Source organism: Ensifer sp. BR816, assembly GCF_000378985.1.
GTDB lineage: Bacteria > Pseudomonadota > Alphaproteobacteria > Rhizobiales > Rhizobiaceae > Sinorhizobium.
The window spans coordinates 1,408,891-1,425,161 of the sequence record NZ_KB905370.1 but is presented as its reverse complement, the minus strand read 5'-3'; the positions used below and the strand labels follow the sequence as shown (position 1 = coordinate 1,425,161).

Annotated in this window: 16 protein-coding genes; 14 read left to right on the top strand and 2 right to left on the bottom strand. The window is 60.3% G+C overall.

What is annotated here, in order from left to right; translation table 11 throughout:
- The first annotated feature begins 135 nt into the window (after positions 1-135).
- Positions 136-1,431 (top strand): pilus assembly protein TadG-related protein, encoded by a 1,296-nt coding sequence (locus RHIBR816_RS0106825; protein WP_018235791.1) that lies wholly within the window; start codon positions 136-138, stop codon positions 1,429-1,431.
- A 122-nt stretch (positions 1,432-1,553) separates the two neighbouring features.
- Here RHIBR816_RS0106825 and RHIBR816_RS0106820 read toward each other — a convergent pair whose 3' ends face one another.
- Both RHIBR816_RS0106820 and RHIBR816_RS0106815 read right to left on the bottom strand, forming a co-directional pair.
- On the bottom strand, positions 1,554-2,453 hold the full coding sequence (locus RHIBR816_RS0106820) for a phosphatase PAP2 family protein (protein WP_245262564.1): 900 nt from the start codon (positions 2,451-2,453) through the stop codon (positions 1,554-1,556).
- Positions 2,454-2,758: 305 nt separating this feature from the next.
- The gene (locus RHIBR816_RS0106815) at positions 2,759-3,274 is read right to left on the bottom strand and encodes a prepilin peptidase (protein WP_018235789.1); all 516 of its coding nucleotides are present in this window, start codon (positions 3,272-3,274) and stop codon (positions 2,759-2,761) included.
- Positions 3,275-3,593: 319 nt separating this feature from the next.
- On the opposite strand from RHIBR816_RS0106815, the gene RHIBR816_RS0106810 reads away from it, so the two are divergent.
- From RHIBR816_RS0106810 to RHIBR816_RS0106750, 13 genes are all read left to right on the top strand, one after another.
- On the top strand, positions 3,594-3,785 hold the full coding sequence (locus RHIBR816_RS0106810; protein ID WP_018235788.1) for a Flp family type IVb pilin: 192 nt from the start codon (positions 3,594-3,596) through the stop codon (positions 3,783-3,785).
- 95 nt (positions 3,786-3,880) lie between these two features.
- Positions 3,881-4,888, top strand: coding sequence for a Flp pilus assembly protein CpaB (cpaB, locus tag RHIBR816_RS0106805; protein WP_018235787.1), 1,008 nt, complete (start codon positions 3,881-3,883; stop codon positions 4,886-4,888).
- Between the two features lie 64 nt (positions 4,889-4,952).
- Complete coding sequence (locus tag RHIBR816_RS0106800) at positions 4,953-6,443, top strand: type II and III secretion system protein family protein (RefSeq protein WP_026186720.1); 1,491 nt, start codon at positions 4,953-4,955, stop codon at positions 6,441-6,443.
- Complete coding sequence (locus RHIBR816_RS0106795) at positions 6,388-6,732, top strand: pilus assembly protein (RefSeq protein ID WP_198294133.1); 345 nt, start codon at positions 6,388-6,390, stop codon at positions 6,730-6,732. The genes RHIBR816_RS0106800 and RHIBR816_RS0106795 overlap by 56 nt, the downstream gene beginning before the upstream one ends.
- A 281-nt stretch (positions 6,733-7,013) precedes the next feature.
- The gene (locus RHIBR816_RS0106790) at positions 7,014-8,615 is read left to right on the top strand and encodes a TadE/TadG family type IV pilus assembly protein (RefSeq protein WP_018235784.1); all 1,602 of its coding nucleotides are present in this window, start codon (positions 7,014-7,016) and stop codon (positions 8,613-8,615) included.
- Positions 8,612-9,094 (top strand): TadE/TadG family type IV pilus assembly protein, encoded by a 483-nt coding sequence (locus RHIBR816_RS0106785; protein ID WP_026186717.1) that lies wholly within the window; start codon positions 8,612-8,614, stop codon positions 9,092-9,094. The genes RHIBR816_RS0106790 and RHIBR816_RS0106785 overlap by 4 nt, the downstream gene beginning before the upstream one ends.
- A complete protein-coding gene (locus RHIBR816_RS0106780; protein ID WP_018235782.1) occupies positions 9,088-9,711 on the top strand; it encodes a TadE/TadG family type IV pilus assembly protein in 624 nt (207 codons plus the stop codon). The genes RHIBR816_RS0106785 and RHIBR816_RS0106780 overlap by 7 nt, the downstream gene beginning before the upstream one ends.
- 27 nt (positions 9,712-9,738) lie before the next feature.
- On the top strand, positions 9,739-10,881 hold the full coding sequence (locus RHIBR816_RS0106775; RefSeq protein WP_026186716.1) for a MinD/ParA family protein: 1,143 nt from the start codon (positions 9,739-9,741) through the stop codon (positions 10,879-10,881).
- Between the two features lie 59 nt (positions 10,882-10,940).
- A complete protein-coding gene (locus tag RHIBR816_RS0106770; RefSeq protein ID WP_018235780.1) occupies positions 10,941-11,471 on the top strand; it encodes a L,D-transpeptidase family protein in 531 nt (176 codons plus the stop codon).
- Between the two features lie 18 nt (positions 11,472-11,489).
- Positions 11,490-12,941 (top strand): CpaF family protein, encoded by a 1,452-nt coding sequence (locus RHIBR816_RS0106765; RefSeq protein WP_018235779.1) that lies wholly within the window; start codon positions 11,490-11,492, stop codon positions 12,939-12,941.
- On the top strand, positions 12,938-13,891 hold the full coding sequence (locus RHIBR816_RS0106760; RefSeq protein WP_018235778.1) for a type II secretion system F family protein: 954 nt from the start codon (positions 12,938-12,940) through the stop codon (positions 13,889-13,891). Before RHIBR816_RS0106765 ends, RHIBR816_RS0106760 begins: the two co-directional genes overlap by 4 nt.
- Before the next feature lie 9 nt (positions 13,892-13,900).
- Positions 13,901-14,842 (top strand): type II secretion system F family protein, encoded by a 942-nt coding sequence (locus RHIBR816_RS0106755; protein WP_018235777.1) that lies wholly within the window; start codon positions 13,901-13,903, stop codon positions 14,840-14,842.
- A 17-nt stretch (positions 14,843-14,859) separates the two neighbouring features.
- Positions 14,860-16,152: an ATPase AAA gene (locus RHIBR816_RS0106750; protein ID WP_018235776.1), complete on the top strand. Its 1,293-nt coding sequence runs from the start codon at positions 14,860-14,862 to the stop codon at positions 16,150-16,152.
- Positions 16,153-16,271 lie beyond the last annotated feature (119 nt).

The following is a 16,271-nucleotide window of genomic DNA, read 5'->3' as shown; positions in this document are numbered from 1 at the left end:
GGTCGCCATTCGGCCTGATGGTCTAAGCGAAGGCCGCAGGGCGCATGGAGAGGACTAGGCCAACCGGCCGAATCGCAACCGCGTCAGCGCCGAGATATATCCTCGGCCGGACCGTCAGCCCTGCAGGACACGCGGATGCGCAAAGGAAACAACGTCATCGAAGTCGAGAAAACGTCGCCGCACCTGCGGCGCTTTTCGCGCGCGTTCATGGAAGACGATGTCGGCGCCGTCGCCGTCATCGCGGCGATCGTGTTCCCGGTGCTGGTTGGCGCCATGGGGCTCGGAGCGGAAAGCGGCTACTGGTATATGGAGAGCCGCAAACTGCAGCATGCGGCAGACGTCTCGGCCCATGCCGCAGCCATCCGCCATCGGGCGGGCGACCAGCAATCAGGCCTCGAGAGCACGGCGCTGAGGATCGCACGCGCCTCCGGCTACTCGCCCGGTACCCTGACCGTCGGCACGAAACCGGGGCTGAGCGCCGGATCGAGCAAGATCACGGTCGAGCTGACGGAGACGCATTCGCGCCTGTTCTCGTCCGTCTTCATAGGAGCGCCCGTGACGATCTCGGCCCGTGCGGTCGCCGAGGTCAAGGGTGGCTCGAAGGCCTGCGTGCTTGCGCTGTCGAATTCGGCGTCCGGCGCGGTAACCGTTACCGGCTCGACGCAGGTGCAGTTGTCGGGCTGCAGCGTGGTCTCGAATTCGAGCGCCGCCGATGCGTTCCTGATGAAGAACGGCAGCGCAGTGATGTCGACCGATTGCGTTTACACCGTCGGCGAGGCCGTGACCACGACGGGCCTGACAATGACCGGGTGCAGCGCGCCCGTCGAACGCGTCCCGCCGACGGCGGATCCTTTTGCCTCCGTCGCGGAACCCGACAAGCTGCATGTCGCGCAACTCCCCTGTCGAACGCTCGCCTATATCTCGGATTCCGCCTACACGTTCGACAAGCTTGCGAACGGGACCCCGGCAATCCGGTTCTGCGGCGGACTGGAGATCAAGGGCACCATCACGCTGAAGCCTGGCCTCTACATCATGGACGGCGGCGACTTCACGGTCACTGCGGGGGCAAAGCTCTCCGGCGACGGGATCACCCTGTTCTTCACCAACGGAGCCGCCGCGAAACTGCTCGGCAACGGCGATATCGATCTGTCCGCCCCGACCACCGGGCCGTTCGCGGGCCTGCTCTTCTTCGGCAGCCGGCGCGACACCGGTGTCGCCCATCAGGTGACGGGCAACTCCGAATCGAGCCTGGAAGGGAACCTCTACATTCCCACCGGCAGCATCGATTTCACCGGCAATTCGACCGTCTCCGGGGGCTGCACACAGATCGTCGCGGACCGGATCACGTTCACGGGCAATTCGACGATGGAAACCTGCGCCTCGCCAACTGACGAGATCGTCGTCGGCCGAACGGTGTCGCTCATTGAGTAGGGAACTGCCCAGGGAACGGGCGGCAAGCCGCTGCCGTTCTCGTCCTCCGTCTTGCTGGTTTCCTTCGGGATGCTGACTTGGCAGACACCGTCAACGCGGATTGGGTCTGTATCCCGGTCCGCTCAGGCGGGCTTCAGGACTGGCGATGCATGATCCAGTGACCAAGATGCGAGATAACCGGAGACCTTCCAGAACAGGAGAGCTAAGGCGCCACCAACGATGCCGTCACATGCATAATGCCATCCGAGTTGGACTGACCCAATTGCTATTATGACCGCAAAACCGGTTCCGGCCCAGCGTCGAACATGCCCCATGCCCCAGGTTACGCAGGCGATTGTGACGGCAAAGACGACGTGCAGGCTCGGCATTGCCGAGATTCCGGAAATCGCTCCTATTTCACTCGTATAGGCGATCCAAAGGCCTTTTTGGGCAGTCAGCGCCCAGACCATCTGTGTCTCCGAATGGACGTGCTCAAGCAGCTGCATCAGCGGGGCATAGGTGCTATCGCCTGTTAATGGCTCTACGAAGCACGGCCCGACCGATGAAAACGTAATCGCGAGAATATTGCCTGCAACAAGCCACCCTAGCAGTGCCGAGAACATGAAGCGCAAGCGTAAGAAATGATTGGAGGTCCACGCCGCCCACACCAGGGCGCATGCGACGAGAATGAGCCACAGGTTGTAGAAGAAGTTTATGAAGATAATGGCATAGGCGTTGCCGAAGAGCGTACTTGTCAGGACATATGGATCGACTCCGCCAAAAAACGCACGGTCGATTTCGATGAAGACGGGATCCCAGGAGAATGGACTGATGGCAGGGATCGTTGACTTGATCGTCGCGAAAACGGTGATCATGCCAATGAATATTGCCATCGAGTGAAGCGCATGGGCATAGCGGTCGTCCCGGACCAGAACATTACGCATGTGCTTGATCAATGCCGCGGTCGGCTGCTCTCTTCGCTCGATTAAAAATCGAACGACAGTCCACAGCATGTAACACATCACGTAAACCAGCATCGCCATGAACGACAGCTGAAGATAGAACTTTCCGGTTCGGTAGTATGGCTCAACTCCCAAATACCAAACCAGCCCACACATAGAAGCGGTGTGCAATATTAGTATCAAGTGCGCAAGGCGGTAATCAGATTTTGTCCGACCCATTGCAAAAAGGAACGCTTTCATCATCGTTGAACCGTAATATTATTTTCCCCAATCAGTAGTTGAGTTGAATTCCTTTAGACGGTCAACTCACCCGTATTTATTAGTTCCGCCGACTCAGCCCGACTCAATGCCGTTATTGACGACGCTTGCTTTCGCCTGAGACGGTTTTAGCTATTAGGCAGAGCCATTACGGCGAGCGCGGCTGCAACCATGATGACGCCGTAGGGGATCTTGCGCGTCGTTCGGATCTCTTCCATGCGCATCACCACGGAAAAGTGCGCCAACTGCAGCGGCATCGGCAACTTGAGGATGAGGAGCGTCCCCACGCCGCCGATCAGCAGGAAGACCGCAAAGGGCAGCATGCCGTGCCAGCCTATGAAGAGGCCGATCGGCAGAAACAGCTTGGCGTCACCCGCGCCGAAGAGCTTGAACGACCATAGGCCAAATCCAAGGGCGAAGAGCAGCAGCCCGGCTCCGACATCGCCGGGAATGCCCGACGAGGAAAAGAGGGCCGCGCCGACATCTTCAGCGGTCAGCAACTGCAGCGCAGCATGAAGCCCATAAACGGCCGTAAGAGCCAGCACGATTGCGTTTGGTATCTTCCAGAGCCGGAAATCGCTCCAGGCGGCATAAAGTAAAAGTAATATTTTTGTCACAATTAAGATGTTGATTGCGGCAATCATCTTTATGGTACTCCATACGCAGCCAAAATTGATTATTTTTAAGAAATTACCGAAGGGTTTCTAATCCCTATGAGCTAATAACACCGAGTATATAATTCAGGCAACGTCAATTCGATATCACTTTTCACGCTTAAAATCCAGAGATATTCGTTTATTATCTTAACCATAAGCAACTTCCGCCGGAAACTGCTAAATATAATGATTGACGATCCGGAGATTAACGGTTTATTAATCAAACCAGTCGGAGAGATGGTCTCAACGGCGGCGCGGCCCGGGGAATTTTGCGGCACGCGGAGTATATTTTGAAAGGATTTTCTCGATGAAAGCTTTCGTAGCTAAGGTATCCGCTTTCGCGCGGGAAGAAGACGGGGTTGCGCTGACTGAATATCTTATTCTCCTGGCCCTGCTGGTCGGCGGCGTGATCACGGCAGTGACCACGGCAGGTGGCAACCTGAGTGCGGCTTGGACGAGCTGGGGTACTTGGTGGACGACTTCAGTATCGGCGCCGTAACGTTTTGTTTCAAACTCTGGAGGGGTTTTTTTAGCCCCTCCTGACAATTTTTATTTTTTTCCAGAGTATTTTCATTACGTGTGGAGTTGTGGGCGATGCGTTCTTCGACGGTCACCAGTCTTGCTGTCGCCGTTTTACTTGCTTCTGCGGCGGTATTCGGGACGCGCACTTATCTCGCGGAGCAGCAGGCCAGGCTTGCTGCCGCCAATTCCAAAAAGGCGCCCGAGAAGACGCTCGTGGTTGCCGCCAAGCCGATGCGCTTCGGCGATCGCGTTTTTCCGGAAAGCCTGAAAACGATCCCTTGGCCGACCGGCGAACAGCCGGAAGGTTCGTTTCAGACGATCGAGACTGTCATCGGTGACAAGGACGAGCCCCGCTATGCCATGGAGGCGATCGATCCCGGCGAGCCGGTGCTCTCTTCCAAGATTACCGGGACCGGCGAGCGCGCCACTTTGTCGGCAGCGCTCGACCAGGGCATGAAGGCCGTTTCCATTCGCGTCAACGACGTGCTGGGTGTTGCCGGTTTCGTAAGACCCGCAGATCGCGTTGATGTGCTACTGACCCGTGTTGTCCGGCGACAGAACAACAGTGAACAGACTTACGTCGACGTGCTGCTCCAGGGCGTAAAAGTGCTGGCGGTCGACCAGACCGCGGATGAGCGGAAGGACGAGCCGTCCGTCGTCAAGACCGTCACCTTCGAGGTGACGACCGACGAGGCGCAGCGCCTCACGCTTGGGGCGAGCATCGGCACGCTTTCATTGGCTTTGCGCAATATCGCCTCATCGAATGTCGAACAGACGCGGCCGATCACCGTTGCCGATCTTGGGGGTGGCCTGATCTCCGCAGACCTCAGCGCGGATCTCGCGAAGAATGAAGACGGGCGATTCGAGACGATCGAGAACCTGGTGCGCAAGGTCGGCGACGAGCTTGGAAACCGGATCGACTCCGTCGAAGACAAAATGAAACAACCTGTTAAAGAAAAACAGGTACAGATTGCAGAGCGAAAAGCAGAACCACTCTTGCCCGTAGAGCCAAAATGGGCCACGGTCGGCGTCTGGAACTCGACGAAGCGCGAAGAGCACCGAGTCGGCATGGTCCAGTGAAGCGAGGGGAGCGGCTTTGCCCGCAGGCGCTGTGGCTGAACGAGGAGCGGAGGCTGAAGCGGGAATGTCCAGGGGACTCATGAAGGGGGCGGCAAGAGCCGGAACCCTCGCGGCGGTAGCCGCAGCAATAATTGCCTATGGTGGCTGGGGGCCTGGTCTGGTGGGCCCCGCCGATGCGCAGGAAAAATTCATAAGCCTCACCGGCTCGGTCCAGCAGGTGACGCTGGCGCCAAACGACACGGTGACGGTCAGGACTGGCAAGCCCTTCGGCGACCTGGTCATCGGCAGCGCCGAGATGATCGACGTGGTGCCCCTTTCCGACCAGTCGCTGTTCATACGCGGCAAGCAGACGGGTGCTACTAATATCTCCGTCTATGACGACAATAAGGCGCTTGTCGGCGTTATCGATGTGCGTATTGCCGCCGATTTCACCGAAGTGGCATCGGCGATCCGCTCCACTGCGCCCTCGGCGCAGGTCCGGGTCTTCAATTCCAATGATCGCATTCGCCTGACGGGGACGGTTCGTGATGCGGTCGAGCTCCAGCGGGTGATTGAAATTGCTCAATCCTATTCCGCGGAACCGGTTCTGAACCAGCTGCGCGTCGCCGAATCACAACAGGTGATGCTCGAGGTCCGGGTGATCGAAGCCTCGCGCCAGACCGGCCGCGATCTTGGCATCGGCTGGTCCGGCCAGGGTAGGAACGGCATCGGCAAGGCGACGACCAGCCAGGGCATCGCGGTCAATGACGACGGCGCGCTTGTCCGAACGTTGGGAGACGCCGCGGGTGCGGCGACCGGTATGCAGCCCTTCGGCCAGCTGATTGCCAAGGTGCTCGAAATTTCCGGCGGCCAGATCGACATCGTCATCAACGCGCTCGAGCAAAAAGGCCTGGTGCGCCGGCTGGCACAGCCGAACCTGATCGCCATGAGCGGCGAAACCGCAAGCTTCCACGCCGGCGGCGAAGTCCCGATCCAATCGACTGTCGCCAACGGTGCGACGCTTGCGACCGAGACCGACTACCGGCCGTTCGGCGTGCGGCTCACCTTCTCGCCGGTGGTGCTCGATGGCGGGTTGATCAGTCTCAAGATCGAGCCCGAAGTCTCCGAAATCGACCCTTCGATCAGCGTCAACGGCAATCCCGGCTTCATCTCGCGCGCTGCGAGCACGACGGTCGCGCTGCGTGACGGCCAGAGCTTTGCGATGGCCGGCCTGCTGCAATCGGTCAATGCCAAGGACGTTCAGCAGTTGCCGTGGCTCGGGCAGGTTCCGGTGATCGGCGCACTGTTCCGCTCGACGAGCTTCCTGAAAAGGGAGTCGGACCTGGTCATCGTTGTCACCCCGCATATCGTGCGGCCGTCGAAGCCTGGCGAAGACCTCTATAGCCCGCTCGAACAGACGCGTTCGTCCAACGACGTCGAGCTTTTCGCGCTCGGCATTCTCGAGGTGGACAAGGACATGCTGCGGCGCTTCCGCAATGGCGAAGGCGTGAAAGGGCCCTATGGCCATCGTCTCGATCTGGATGTGGGAGGCGCAGTTGTCCTTTCCAAGAAGTAAACGCGTACTCATGGTCATTGCAGCCGCCGGCTTTCTCTCCAGCTGCGCCGATTATCTGAACCACCGCGACTCGATCACCTTCGGGCTCGGCAATGCGGTGGAGGCCAACAAGGGCATCCACACGCAAGATCCTTTCCCGCGGGCGGCGTACAACACGCAGATCTCCAGCGATGGCAAAGTCATCCACCGTGCCATCCGCACCTATCAAGGCGGGGCGCAGACAAGCGCGCCGCCGCCATCAGCGGTGATCCTGCCGGTGGCCACGCCGCCGAACGGGGCAACAAGGTAGACTGCGTAGTATTGAAGGAACGGCACTGAGCCGGAAGGGAATAAGAATAGAAATACCAAATTGACCGTAATACTGGGTCTTCGCCAGTCCCAAGTTTATAAAGACGATACGAAATTTAACGGATTTTATTAGCTGAGACGCGGGATGCGAGCGAATTGCCGCTCATGATTTTTCAAAGTCCCGTTCTCGTTTTTTAAGCATGTCGTTGCCCCGAAGGCTTTGATGCCTCGGCAACGAATCAGAGTCTCGGCGGAAACCGCCGTGATCCGAGGAGCATGCCAATGTTGTTGCGTAAGGCTATTAAACGCTTCCTGGATGACAATCGTGGCTATGTCATCGCCTTGACGCTGATTTCCATGCCACTCCTGCTCGGTTTTTCGCTGCTCATCATCGATGTCGGCCGCACCGGCAATCTTCACACCGACTTGCAGAATGCGGTGGATGCCATGGCCCTTGCCGGCGCCCGCGAGCTCGATGGACGCGACGATGCGATTACCCGCGCCGATGCCGCAATCGAGGCGCTCGCCAACAGTGCCGCCTTCGGCGGCGGCGGGACCGGCATGCAGCTCGGCTCGCACATCACCGTCACCTATGATGCGGGGAACGATGCCGGAAGCACGGTCACGGTCATCTACCTCAAGGAAATCCCGGCCGACGACGACAATCCGATCGAGAGTTCGATGATCACCGCGGATCCGAACGAGGCCTCTTATGCCTGGGTCATCGCGAAGGAACAGGCGATGACGACGATCTTCCCGATGCCGGTCGGTCTCAACCGCGATACGATCAATGTGTCCGCCGACGCCGTTGCGGTCTATCGCTCCAGCGCCTGCGACGTCACGCCGATTTACATCTGCAATCCGTTCGAGCCAGCCGGCAACACAAGCGCGACCGCCAACGAGGCGGCGGCGGAGGCACTGCATACCAACTTTGCCGCCGGTAATCTGTATGGCCGCCAGATCGAGCTTCACAGCACCTCCTCGTCGGCGCCGGGGCCGGGCAATTTCGGCTTCCTGGCGACCTATGGCAACGGCGCGAACGTGCTCGCTGAGGCGCTCGCCACCGGTTCGCCGGGCGTCTGCTACAAGCAGGACGCCTTGGAAACGAAGACCGGCGCGATGGCGGGACCGGTCGAGGCCGGGCTCAACACGCGTTTTGGGATGTATTCCGGGTCATTCGGTAGCGCACGCAGTGACGGACGTTACCGACCCGCCCGCAACGTGCGCTCTGCACAGAACCAGACGGGCGGGGCCAACAAGATATGCGGCGAATACAATCCTCTCATGAGCGGCAGCACCGTCGGCGACGTAACCAAGGCCGTGCCGCTCGGCTACGGCGCGTCGATGACCTCGCTGGCCGGCGGCAAGATCAGCAGCGGCAACGACTGGCAGTACAACAGCTACTGGAACGTTGCCCAAGGGAGCGGCGCTCCTTCCGTCAGCACGATCCTCAGCAACCATTCAAGCTATCCGTCACCGACCGGCTCTCCGTCACAGCCCTCGGCCTATGATGTCTACCGCTACGAGCTGAATAATTCCGCGATGATCAACCATGCCTCGGCCAGCGGAGAGACGGGCGCACCTCGGACCGGCGGTCAATGCTACACAGGCCCCGATCTTTCAAACTATACGAGCGGCGACTATGGCGACCGGCGCGAGATCTTTGCCGCCATCGTGAACTGCGGCTACGAAAATGCCGTTGGCCATCTGAACGGTCACAAGGAGACGGAGGCTGTCGCCTTCGCCCGCATGTTCCTGACCAAGCCGGCGATCAAGGCCGGCAGCGAGCGCTACCTTTCGCTCGAAATGATCGACATCACCGGCAAGGGCGGCCGCGGCACGCTCGACGAGTTCCTTCGCGAAGAAGCGGAGTTGGTCCGATGAACGCATTTAGAAAAATCCTTCGCCGTCGGTTGCGGTTCCATTTCTGGTTGAGCGAAGATGCGGCTGTTCTTACTGAGACCATCATCGTGGTGCCATTCGTCACCGTGTTTGCAGCGGGCATCCTGGAGTTCGGCAACCTCTTTTGGGAGCGGATGCAGATCGATGCCGGATTGCGCGACGCCGGACGCTATCTGGCCCGGTGCCGACCGACGTCGCCGACCTACACGTCGACCTGTTCGGAGGGGACGGCGAAACTGATCGCCTTCTATGGAACGCAGAGCCCGGCAGACGGCGCTGTCCTGCGCGTCCCCGGCTGGGGGCCCACCCTTGCCGACATCACCGTCAACGCAGTCGGTGCCGACGGAACGTTCACGATCGAAACCGCACACCTCTACGAGGCCTCTCCGCTGTTCGCCTGGCTCGGCATCGACGAAATCACCATAAGCGCCTCGCATGAAGAGAGGTACATGGGATGGTAATCTCTCGATTCCTCAGGCCTTTCCGGCAGGACGAAAGCGGCGTTGCCCTTACCGAGGCGCTGATCACTTTCCCGATCGTGATGCTGATGTTCGCAACCTTCATCGAATTCGGCTACGCGATGTCGCAATGGAACCAGACCGTCAAGGCGCTGCAATATGGTGCAAGGCTCGCGGCCGTCTCCGATCCGCTCACCAGTGACTTTGACGATGTCTTTCCGACAGAGGCCGACGACCCGCTCAACAACGGCGATGCAACGCCAAATGACGCGACGATTACTTCGACCTGCGGCCCGGATCTTGACAATTGCAGCGATGAGCTGAGCCGCATCGTGCTCGGCAGCGACGGCGCCTGCGGGACGGCGGGCGATCCGCGCCCGGGAATCTGCGACATCAACTGGCGTATCCAGCCGGAGAACCTGGTGGTCACCTATCAGCGCTCCGGACTTGGCTACTGGGGGCGACCCGAGGGTCCAGTGCTGACCATGCGGCTCGAAGTCCGCGATGTTACCCTCGAAATGCTCTTTCTGGGTCCCTTGCTCGGGCTCGATGAAATCGCGGTTCCGGCCCATCCGGTGACGATCACGACCGAAGACCTGCAAACATGCTCGACGTGCTAAACCCTTGATATAGCGTGGGGATGCGAAATGACAGCGCATATGAACTTCGTAGCGACCACAAAGATCCTCGTTCTCTCCGACGACGCGGCGGCCGCAAGCTTCATGCTCGACACCTTCGGCTCGCTTTCGCGCTACGACGTACGGCACATGGCGCTGAAGGCCCTCCGCGAAAAGGGCCGGATCGACCCGACGCAGTTCGACATGATCGTCCTCGATGTCGACAACGGCGATGTCCTGCAACGGCCGGAGCTTATCGCTTTCCGAACCAACAACCGCAACATCCCGCTCGTGGTCGTCTCCGAAGAGCTGCGCGACGACAGGCTGCGGCTTCTCTTCCGCCTGAACGGCAACGACTGGCTGAAAAAGCCCTTGGACCGCCGTGCGCTGATCGACATGATCTCCCTGCATGCGCCGACAGCGGGCGCAAGCGACAGCCGCGTCCATGCCGTCGTCTCGGCGGTCGGCGGGGCAGGGGCCAGCGTGATCGCCTCCTCGCTCGCCCATATTCTGGCGCAGCCGACGAAGAATTCCGCGCCGCGGGTCAATCTTTTCGACCTCGACTTTTCGTCCGGCTCGCTCGGGCAGTATCTCAACCTCGTCAATGACTACGACCTGGTGCCGGTCATTGCCAATCCGTCGCGGGTCGACGTCGAATTCGTCGATCTGGTGCGCAAGCGCCATTCGGGCGGCTTTTCCCTGCTGTCCTTCAAGCAGCCGTCCGTTCTCCTCTCGCCAAAGGGGGCTGAACTGGTGCTGCGCATGCTCGATGTCGTCGCCTTCGAGAGCGACCAGACCGTCCTGGACGTGCCCTACTACCAGACGCCATGGAAGGATGACGTGCTCGGATCGGTCAACAGTGTGACGATCGTTACGGAAATGACGATTCCGGCGCTTCACCAGGCAAAGGATCTGTTCCTCAATCTCACGCGGCTGCGCGGCAGTTCCGATTCCATTTTCGTCGTCATCAACAAGCACCGCAGCAGCCTGTTCAGCCTGGGGCTGCGCCGGCAACAGGCCGACAAGGTGTTCAAGGACACTCCGGCGCATCTCATCGACTATGACTGGGAGACGCTGAGCGAGGCACTCAACCGCGGTGTGCTGCCATTCGAGGTCAATGCCCGTTCCCATTTCTGCCGCGGTGTCGGCAAACTCGGAGCGCTCGTACGATGAAGGCGCGCCCAATGGAAAACAGGATGCCAGAGCGACCCGCCAGATGGCGGAGCTGGATGATGTGCGCAGTGCTCGTCCTTGGCCTGTCTGACCTTGCTGACGAAGCCGTGGCCAACCAACAGGTGCCGCGAACCCTTGGCCCGAGCACGGCAACCATTGTGGCCGCAGAGCAGAGCCATCCGCCGGGCACCATTGTCGTTCTCAGCGACAAGCGCACGCTCGATCTCGTTCTCTCCCGCGATCGTGCTCTCCGCTACCGGATCGGAGTCGGCCGCGACGGCTTCCGTTGGAGCGGCGTGGTGAAGGTCGGAAGAAAGGCCGAATGGCCCGACTGGCGACCGCCCGCCGAAATGAAAACGCGGGTGCCGGGACTTCCCGAACTCGTGCCCGCAGGGCCGTTCAACCCTATGGGGGCGCGAGGGATCTATCTCTACCGAGGCAATGCGGACACGCTTTACCGCATCCACGGCACGAACGAGCAGTCGACGGTCGGTGAATTTGCCTCCTCCGGCTGTTTCCGCATGAGCAACGCCGACGTCATCGATCTCTACAAGCGCGTGAAGGTCGGGGCCACGGTGGTCGTCAAGTAGGTGTAAGGAGTAGGGCTGATGGCGAACGGGTTCATAGGACGCTTTTACAAGCAGCCGCCGCAGGAGAGTGCAGGGCTCAGGCAGATCGCCGAGATTGCCGCCAATGGTGCATCCGCGGTCGCTGCCGTGCCGAAGGAAGCGGTTACCGAAGCGACCGCGGAAGAGCAGGGGCCGCTCGGCCTCGACATGGTGTCGGAAAGGGTCAACCTGCACCGCCACCTGTTGGACCAGATCAATCTTGGCATCCTTGACACACTCGACGAGGAAGAGATTGCCGCCGAGATCCGGCCGCTGGTCAAGGAATATATCCGCCGTAACAACTCGCCGTTGAATGCCAAGGAAATCAATGACCTCGTCCGCGACATCACCGACGAGATGCTCGGGCTTGGGCCGATCGAACCGCTGCTGGCCGACGAAACCGTCGCCGATATTCTGATCAACGGCCACAAAAGCGTCTATGTGGAGCGCCGCGGTCAGCTCGAGAGCACCGCGGTCCGCTTCAAGGACGAGGATCACCTGCTTCGGGTGATCAACAAGATCGTCTCTGCGGTCGGGCGACGGGTCGACGAGTCGACACCAATGGTCGACGCTCGCCTCAAGGACGGTTCGCGCGTCAACGTCGCAATCCGGCCAATCTCCGTCGACGGGCCGCTCGTTTCCATCCGTAAATTCACCCGCAAGCCGCTGACGCTCGAGCGCCTCGTCGAATACGGCGCCATGGCGGATCAGATGCGCATTCTGCTCAGCGCCGCGGTCAAGGGCAGGGTGTCGATGATCATCTCGGGCGGTACCGGCTCGGGCAAGACCACTCTGCTCAATGCGCTTTCCTCGCAGATTTCTGAGAAGGAACGGCTGATCACCATCGAGGATGCCGCGGAACTGCAGCTCCAGCAACCGCATGTCGGCCGCATGGAAACCAGGCCGCCGACACTCGACGGCCGCAACGAGATCCGCCAGCGCGAACTCCTGAAGAACGCGCTGCGCATGCGGCCCGACCGCATCATCGTCGGCGAAGTGCGTGGCGAGGAGGCCTTTGACATGCTGCAGGCGATGAATACCGGCCACGAAGGATCGATGACCACCATTCACGCCAATACGCCGCGCGATGCGGTGAGCCGCCTCGAGCAGATGGTCGGCATGGCCGGCATGCCGATGTCGCAGCTGAGCGTCCGCTCGCAGATCGCCTCGGCGATCACGATTATCGTCCAGGTACAGCGGCTGAGCGACGGCAGCCGCAAGGTCGTTTCGGTCTCCGAGATCACCGGCATGGAAGGCGAGGTCGTGCAGATGCAGGAGATCATGCGCTTCAAGAAGACCGGCACCGACGAAAATGGCCGCATTCAGGGTGAGTTCCGCGCCACCGGCCTACGACCGCGTTTCATCGAGGAATTCGCCGAAGTGGGAGTCATCATTTCCCCGACGATCTTCGAACCCGGTAAACCACTCCACACGGGACCCGGCAAGCCATGACCCTCATCCTCCTCTATGCCGCCGTATTCGTCGCCGCGCTGGTCGCTGCAGAAGCGCTGCTGCGCAGCTATTTCCGAAGCTCGGAGCGTCACAAGGCGGTGAACCATCGCCTGAGCCTCATCGAGGGGAGCGAGGACCATCGCGAGACCTACCATCAGATGCTGAAGGCACGCGGCGTCGACGCGGACTCTCGGTGGCAGCCCCTGACGCAGCGGCTACGGCGGTACTATGTGCAATCCGGCATCAAGTTCGATGCCAAGCGATTTGCCCTCTACGGCGCCGCCGCCGCCATGGCCATCTGGCTGGCACTTCAGTTTCTCCTGCCAAGCAACCTCGTCCGGATACCGCTCTTCCTTGCCATCTGCCTGCTAGTGCCGGCGGTTGTCGTCTGGCGGGTGCGCGCCAGGCGCATGCACAAATTCGCAGAAAAGCTGCCGGAGGCGCTCGACGTCGCCAACCGGAGTCTGGCGGCGGGACACCCGCTTCCAGCAGCGATCGCGCTCGTGGCACGTGAAATGCCGGACCCGGTCGGCACCGAATTCGGCCTTCTGTCGGACGAACTGACCTATGGCGTCACGCTCGACGACGCGCTCATGAACCTCAACGACCGCGTCGGCGTCGAAGACTTGAACCTCCTGGCCATATCGCTCAGCGTCCAGGCTGGGACCGGCGGCAACCTCGTCGAGATCCTGCAAAATCTCTCGAAAACGCTCCGCGACAGGTTCATGCTGAAGGCGAAGGTCAAGGCGATCTCCGCGGAGGGGCGCATCACCGCGATCTTCATGTCGATCTATCCGTTCCTGCTCTACGGCATGATCAAGGCGCTGTCGCCGACCTATTTCGATCCACTCTGGAACAGCGGCTACGGCACCACGATCGTTTCGGGGCTGCTCGTCGTAATGGCGATCGGCAACGTCATTCTCTATAAAATGGTCCACTTCGAGTATTGAGGCGCCGCTATGTGGAACGAGTACGGTATATACCTCATCGTCTTCTTCTCGGTCATGATCTTTTCTGCCGCCGCCTCGGAAGTCGTCTTCCGGCGGCGCGAGGTGGGTGTCCGGCTTTCGGAGGCCAAATCGCGGGTGACGGGCAATGATATCGTGGACGGCGCGATGGCGGATCTCAGCGAGGCCGAGAACCGCCTGATCCGCCGCTATTTCGAGATCACCCGACACGACACCAACGTGAATTCCACGCAGAACCGGCTCATTCGCGCCGGTTATTTCAGCGCCAATGCGGTCACCACCTTCCAGGCGATCCGCGCGATCGCCTGCATCGGCATGATGGTCCTGACGGTCTGGGCGTTCAACCGCTTCTTCCCCGAAACGACGCGGATGATGACCTTGCTTGTCGGCATGTTCGCCGCCGGCACGAGCTTTATTCTGGTGAACATCTACATCGATCGACGCGGTGATGCGAAGGAGCGCGAGTATCGCCGTCTCTTCCCGGATTTCATGGACATGCTGATCGTCTGCCTGGATGCGGGCATGAGCTTGGAGGCCGCGGCAAACCGCGTCGCTCGTGAATTCGTCAGCAAGAGAAAGGACTTCGGGCTGCATCTTTCGATCATGATGCTCGAGGTGCGCGGCGGCCGCCGGCTGCGCGAGGCACTGGCCAATCTTGCGACGCGACTGAGAATCGACGAGGCGCGCGCTCTTGCGGTGCTCTTCCGCCAGTCGGAAGAACTCGGAACCAGCGTCACGCAGACGCTCCGGGTCTACAGCAAGGAAATGCGTGACCTGCGCGTGGTCCGTGCGGAGGAAAAGGCCAATGCATTGCCGATCAAGATGCTGTTGCCGCTCGGAGCCTTCCTCTTCCCGGTAAGCCTTGTCATCGTCTTGGTGCCCGTCGTCATTCGCGTCATCAGTCTCATCGTCGGCCTGACGCCCGGCGGTTAAGGAAAAGCGGGGTTCCCATGCATTTGCTCAATCAGGTTCATGAAGATAGCGCTCCGGAACTCGACGCCCGCATGCCGCTGGCGCCCATGAGCGTGGAAGAAACGGGGCTCGAGTTCTCCTTTCTGCTGCGGCTCGCCGCAAAATGCGCGACCGAGCAGGACACGGTGACGCCATCGCACCTGGCGGAACGGATGAAACTGCCCAAGGCGGTGATCAATCTTCTGGTCAAGGAACTGGTGAAGCTCGCCTATATGGAGGCAAGGGGCTTGGCGGGAGAGGACGTGAGGTCCGACATCCGCTATGCGCTATCGACCAAGGGCATGGAATATGCCCATGCCGCGATCCGGCAATCCTCCTATGTCGGCCCGGCGCCAGTCTCGCTCGACGCCTTCTGCCGCCAGCTCGGCCTGCAGTCCATCCAACACGAGCGCGTGACGCAGGATGGCCTTGTCGCGAGCCTCGAAGGACTGGTGCTATCACCCTCGCTCGTCGAGAAACTGGGTCCCGCTATGAATTCGGGGCAATCCATTCTGCTTTACGGCCCGCCCGGTAACGGCAAGACCAGCATCGCCGAGCGCACCTCGCGCCTGTTCCGACAGACGATCTGGGTGCCCTATGCCATCGAGGTCGGCGGTTACGTCATCAGCTTCTACGACGAAGCGGTTCACCAGCCGGTGACCGGGATGCCCTATCCGAAGGCCGATCAGCGTTGGGTCGAATGCCGGCGACCGGTGATCAAGACCGGCGGCGAACTGACACTCGATCTGCTCGACCTGGCTTACAGCGAAGGCTCGACCGTGTACGAGGCCCCGCTGCATCTCAAGGCCTCCGGCGGCGTCTTCATCATCGATGACTTCGGGCGCCAGCAGGTGATGCCGCAGGCGCTCATCAACCGCTGGATCGTGCCGCTCGAGCGTGGCTATGATTTCTTGACCCTGCATACGGGGAAGAAGTTCAAGGTTCCCTTCGATGAACTCGTCGTCTTTTCGACCAATATTGCCCCGAGGGAACTTTCCGACGAGGCTGGGCTGCGGCGGCTAAAATACAAGATATTCGTCAACAATCCTTCGCGGGCAGAATATATCCAGATATTCGAGGCCTATGCGCGCGGCGTGGCGGTAGAGATGTTAGTGTCGGACCTGGAACTGTTCTACGATCGCAAATACGGTGGCGAATCACTGGGCTCCTGCTACCATCCCAAGTATCTTCTCGACTTCATCGGATCCTATTGCGTATTCAACGGATTGCAGAAGGTGGCGTCGCTGGAGATGCTCGAACGGGCCTGGGAAGGCGTCTTCACGGCGGACTAGCGGTTGGGCGGCGTAGAAGTCCCAAGACTATTGAGGCGCGGCGCTCGCCTCGGCTAAATCGGCCCCCGTCGTCTCGGGGATTGGTAGTTCAGGGCCACGGCCCGGCTTGCGGCGGAGTG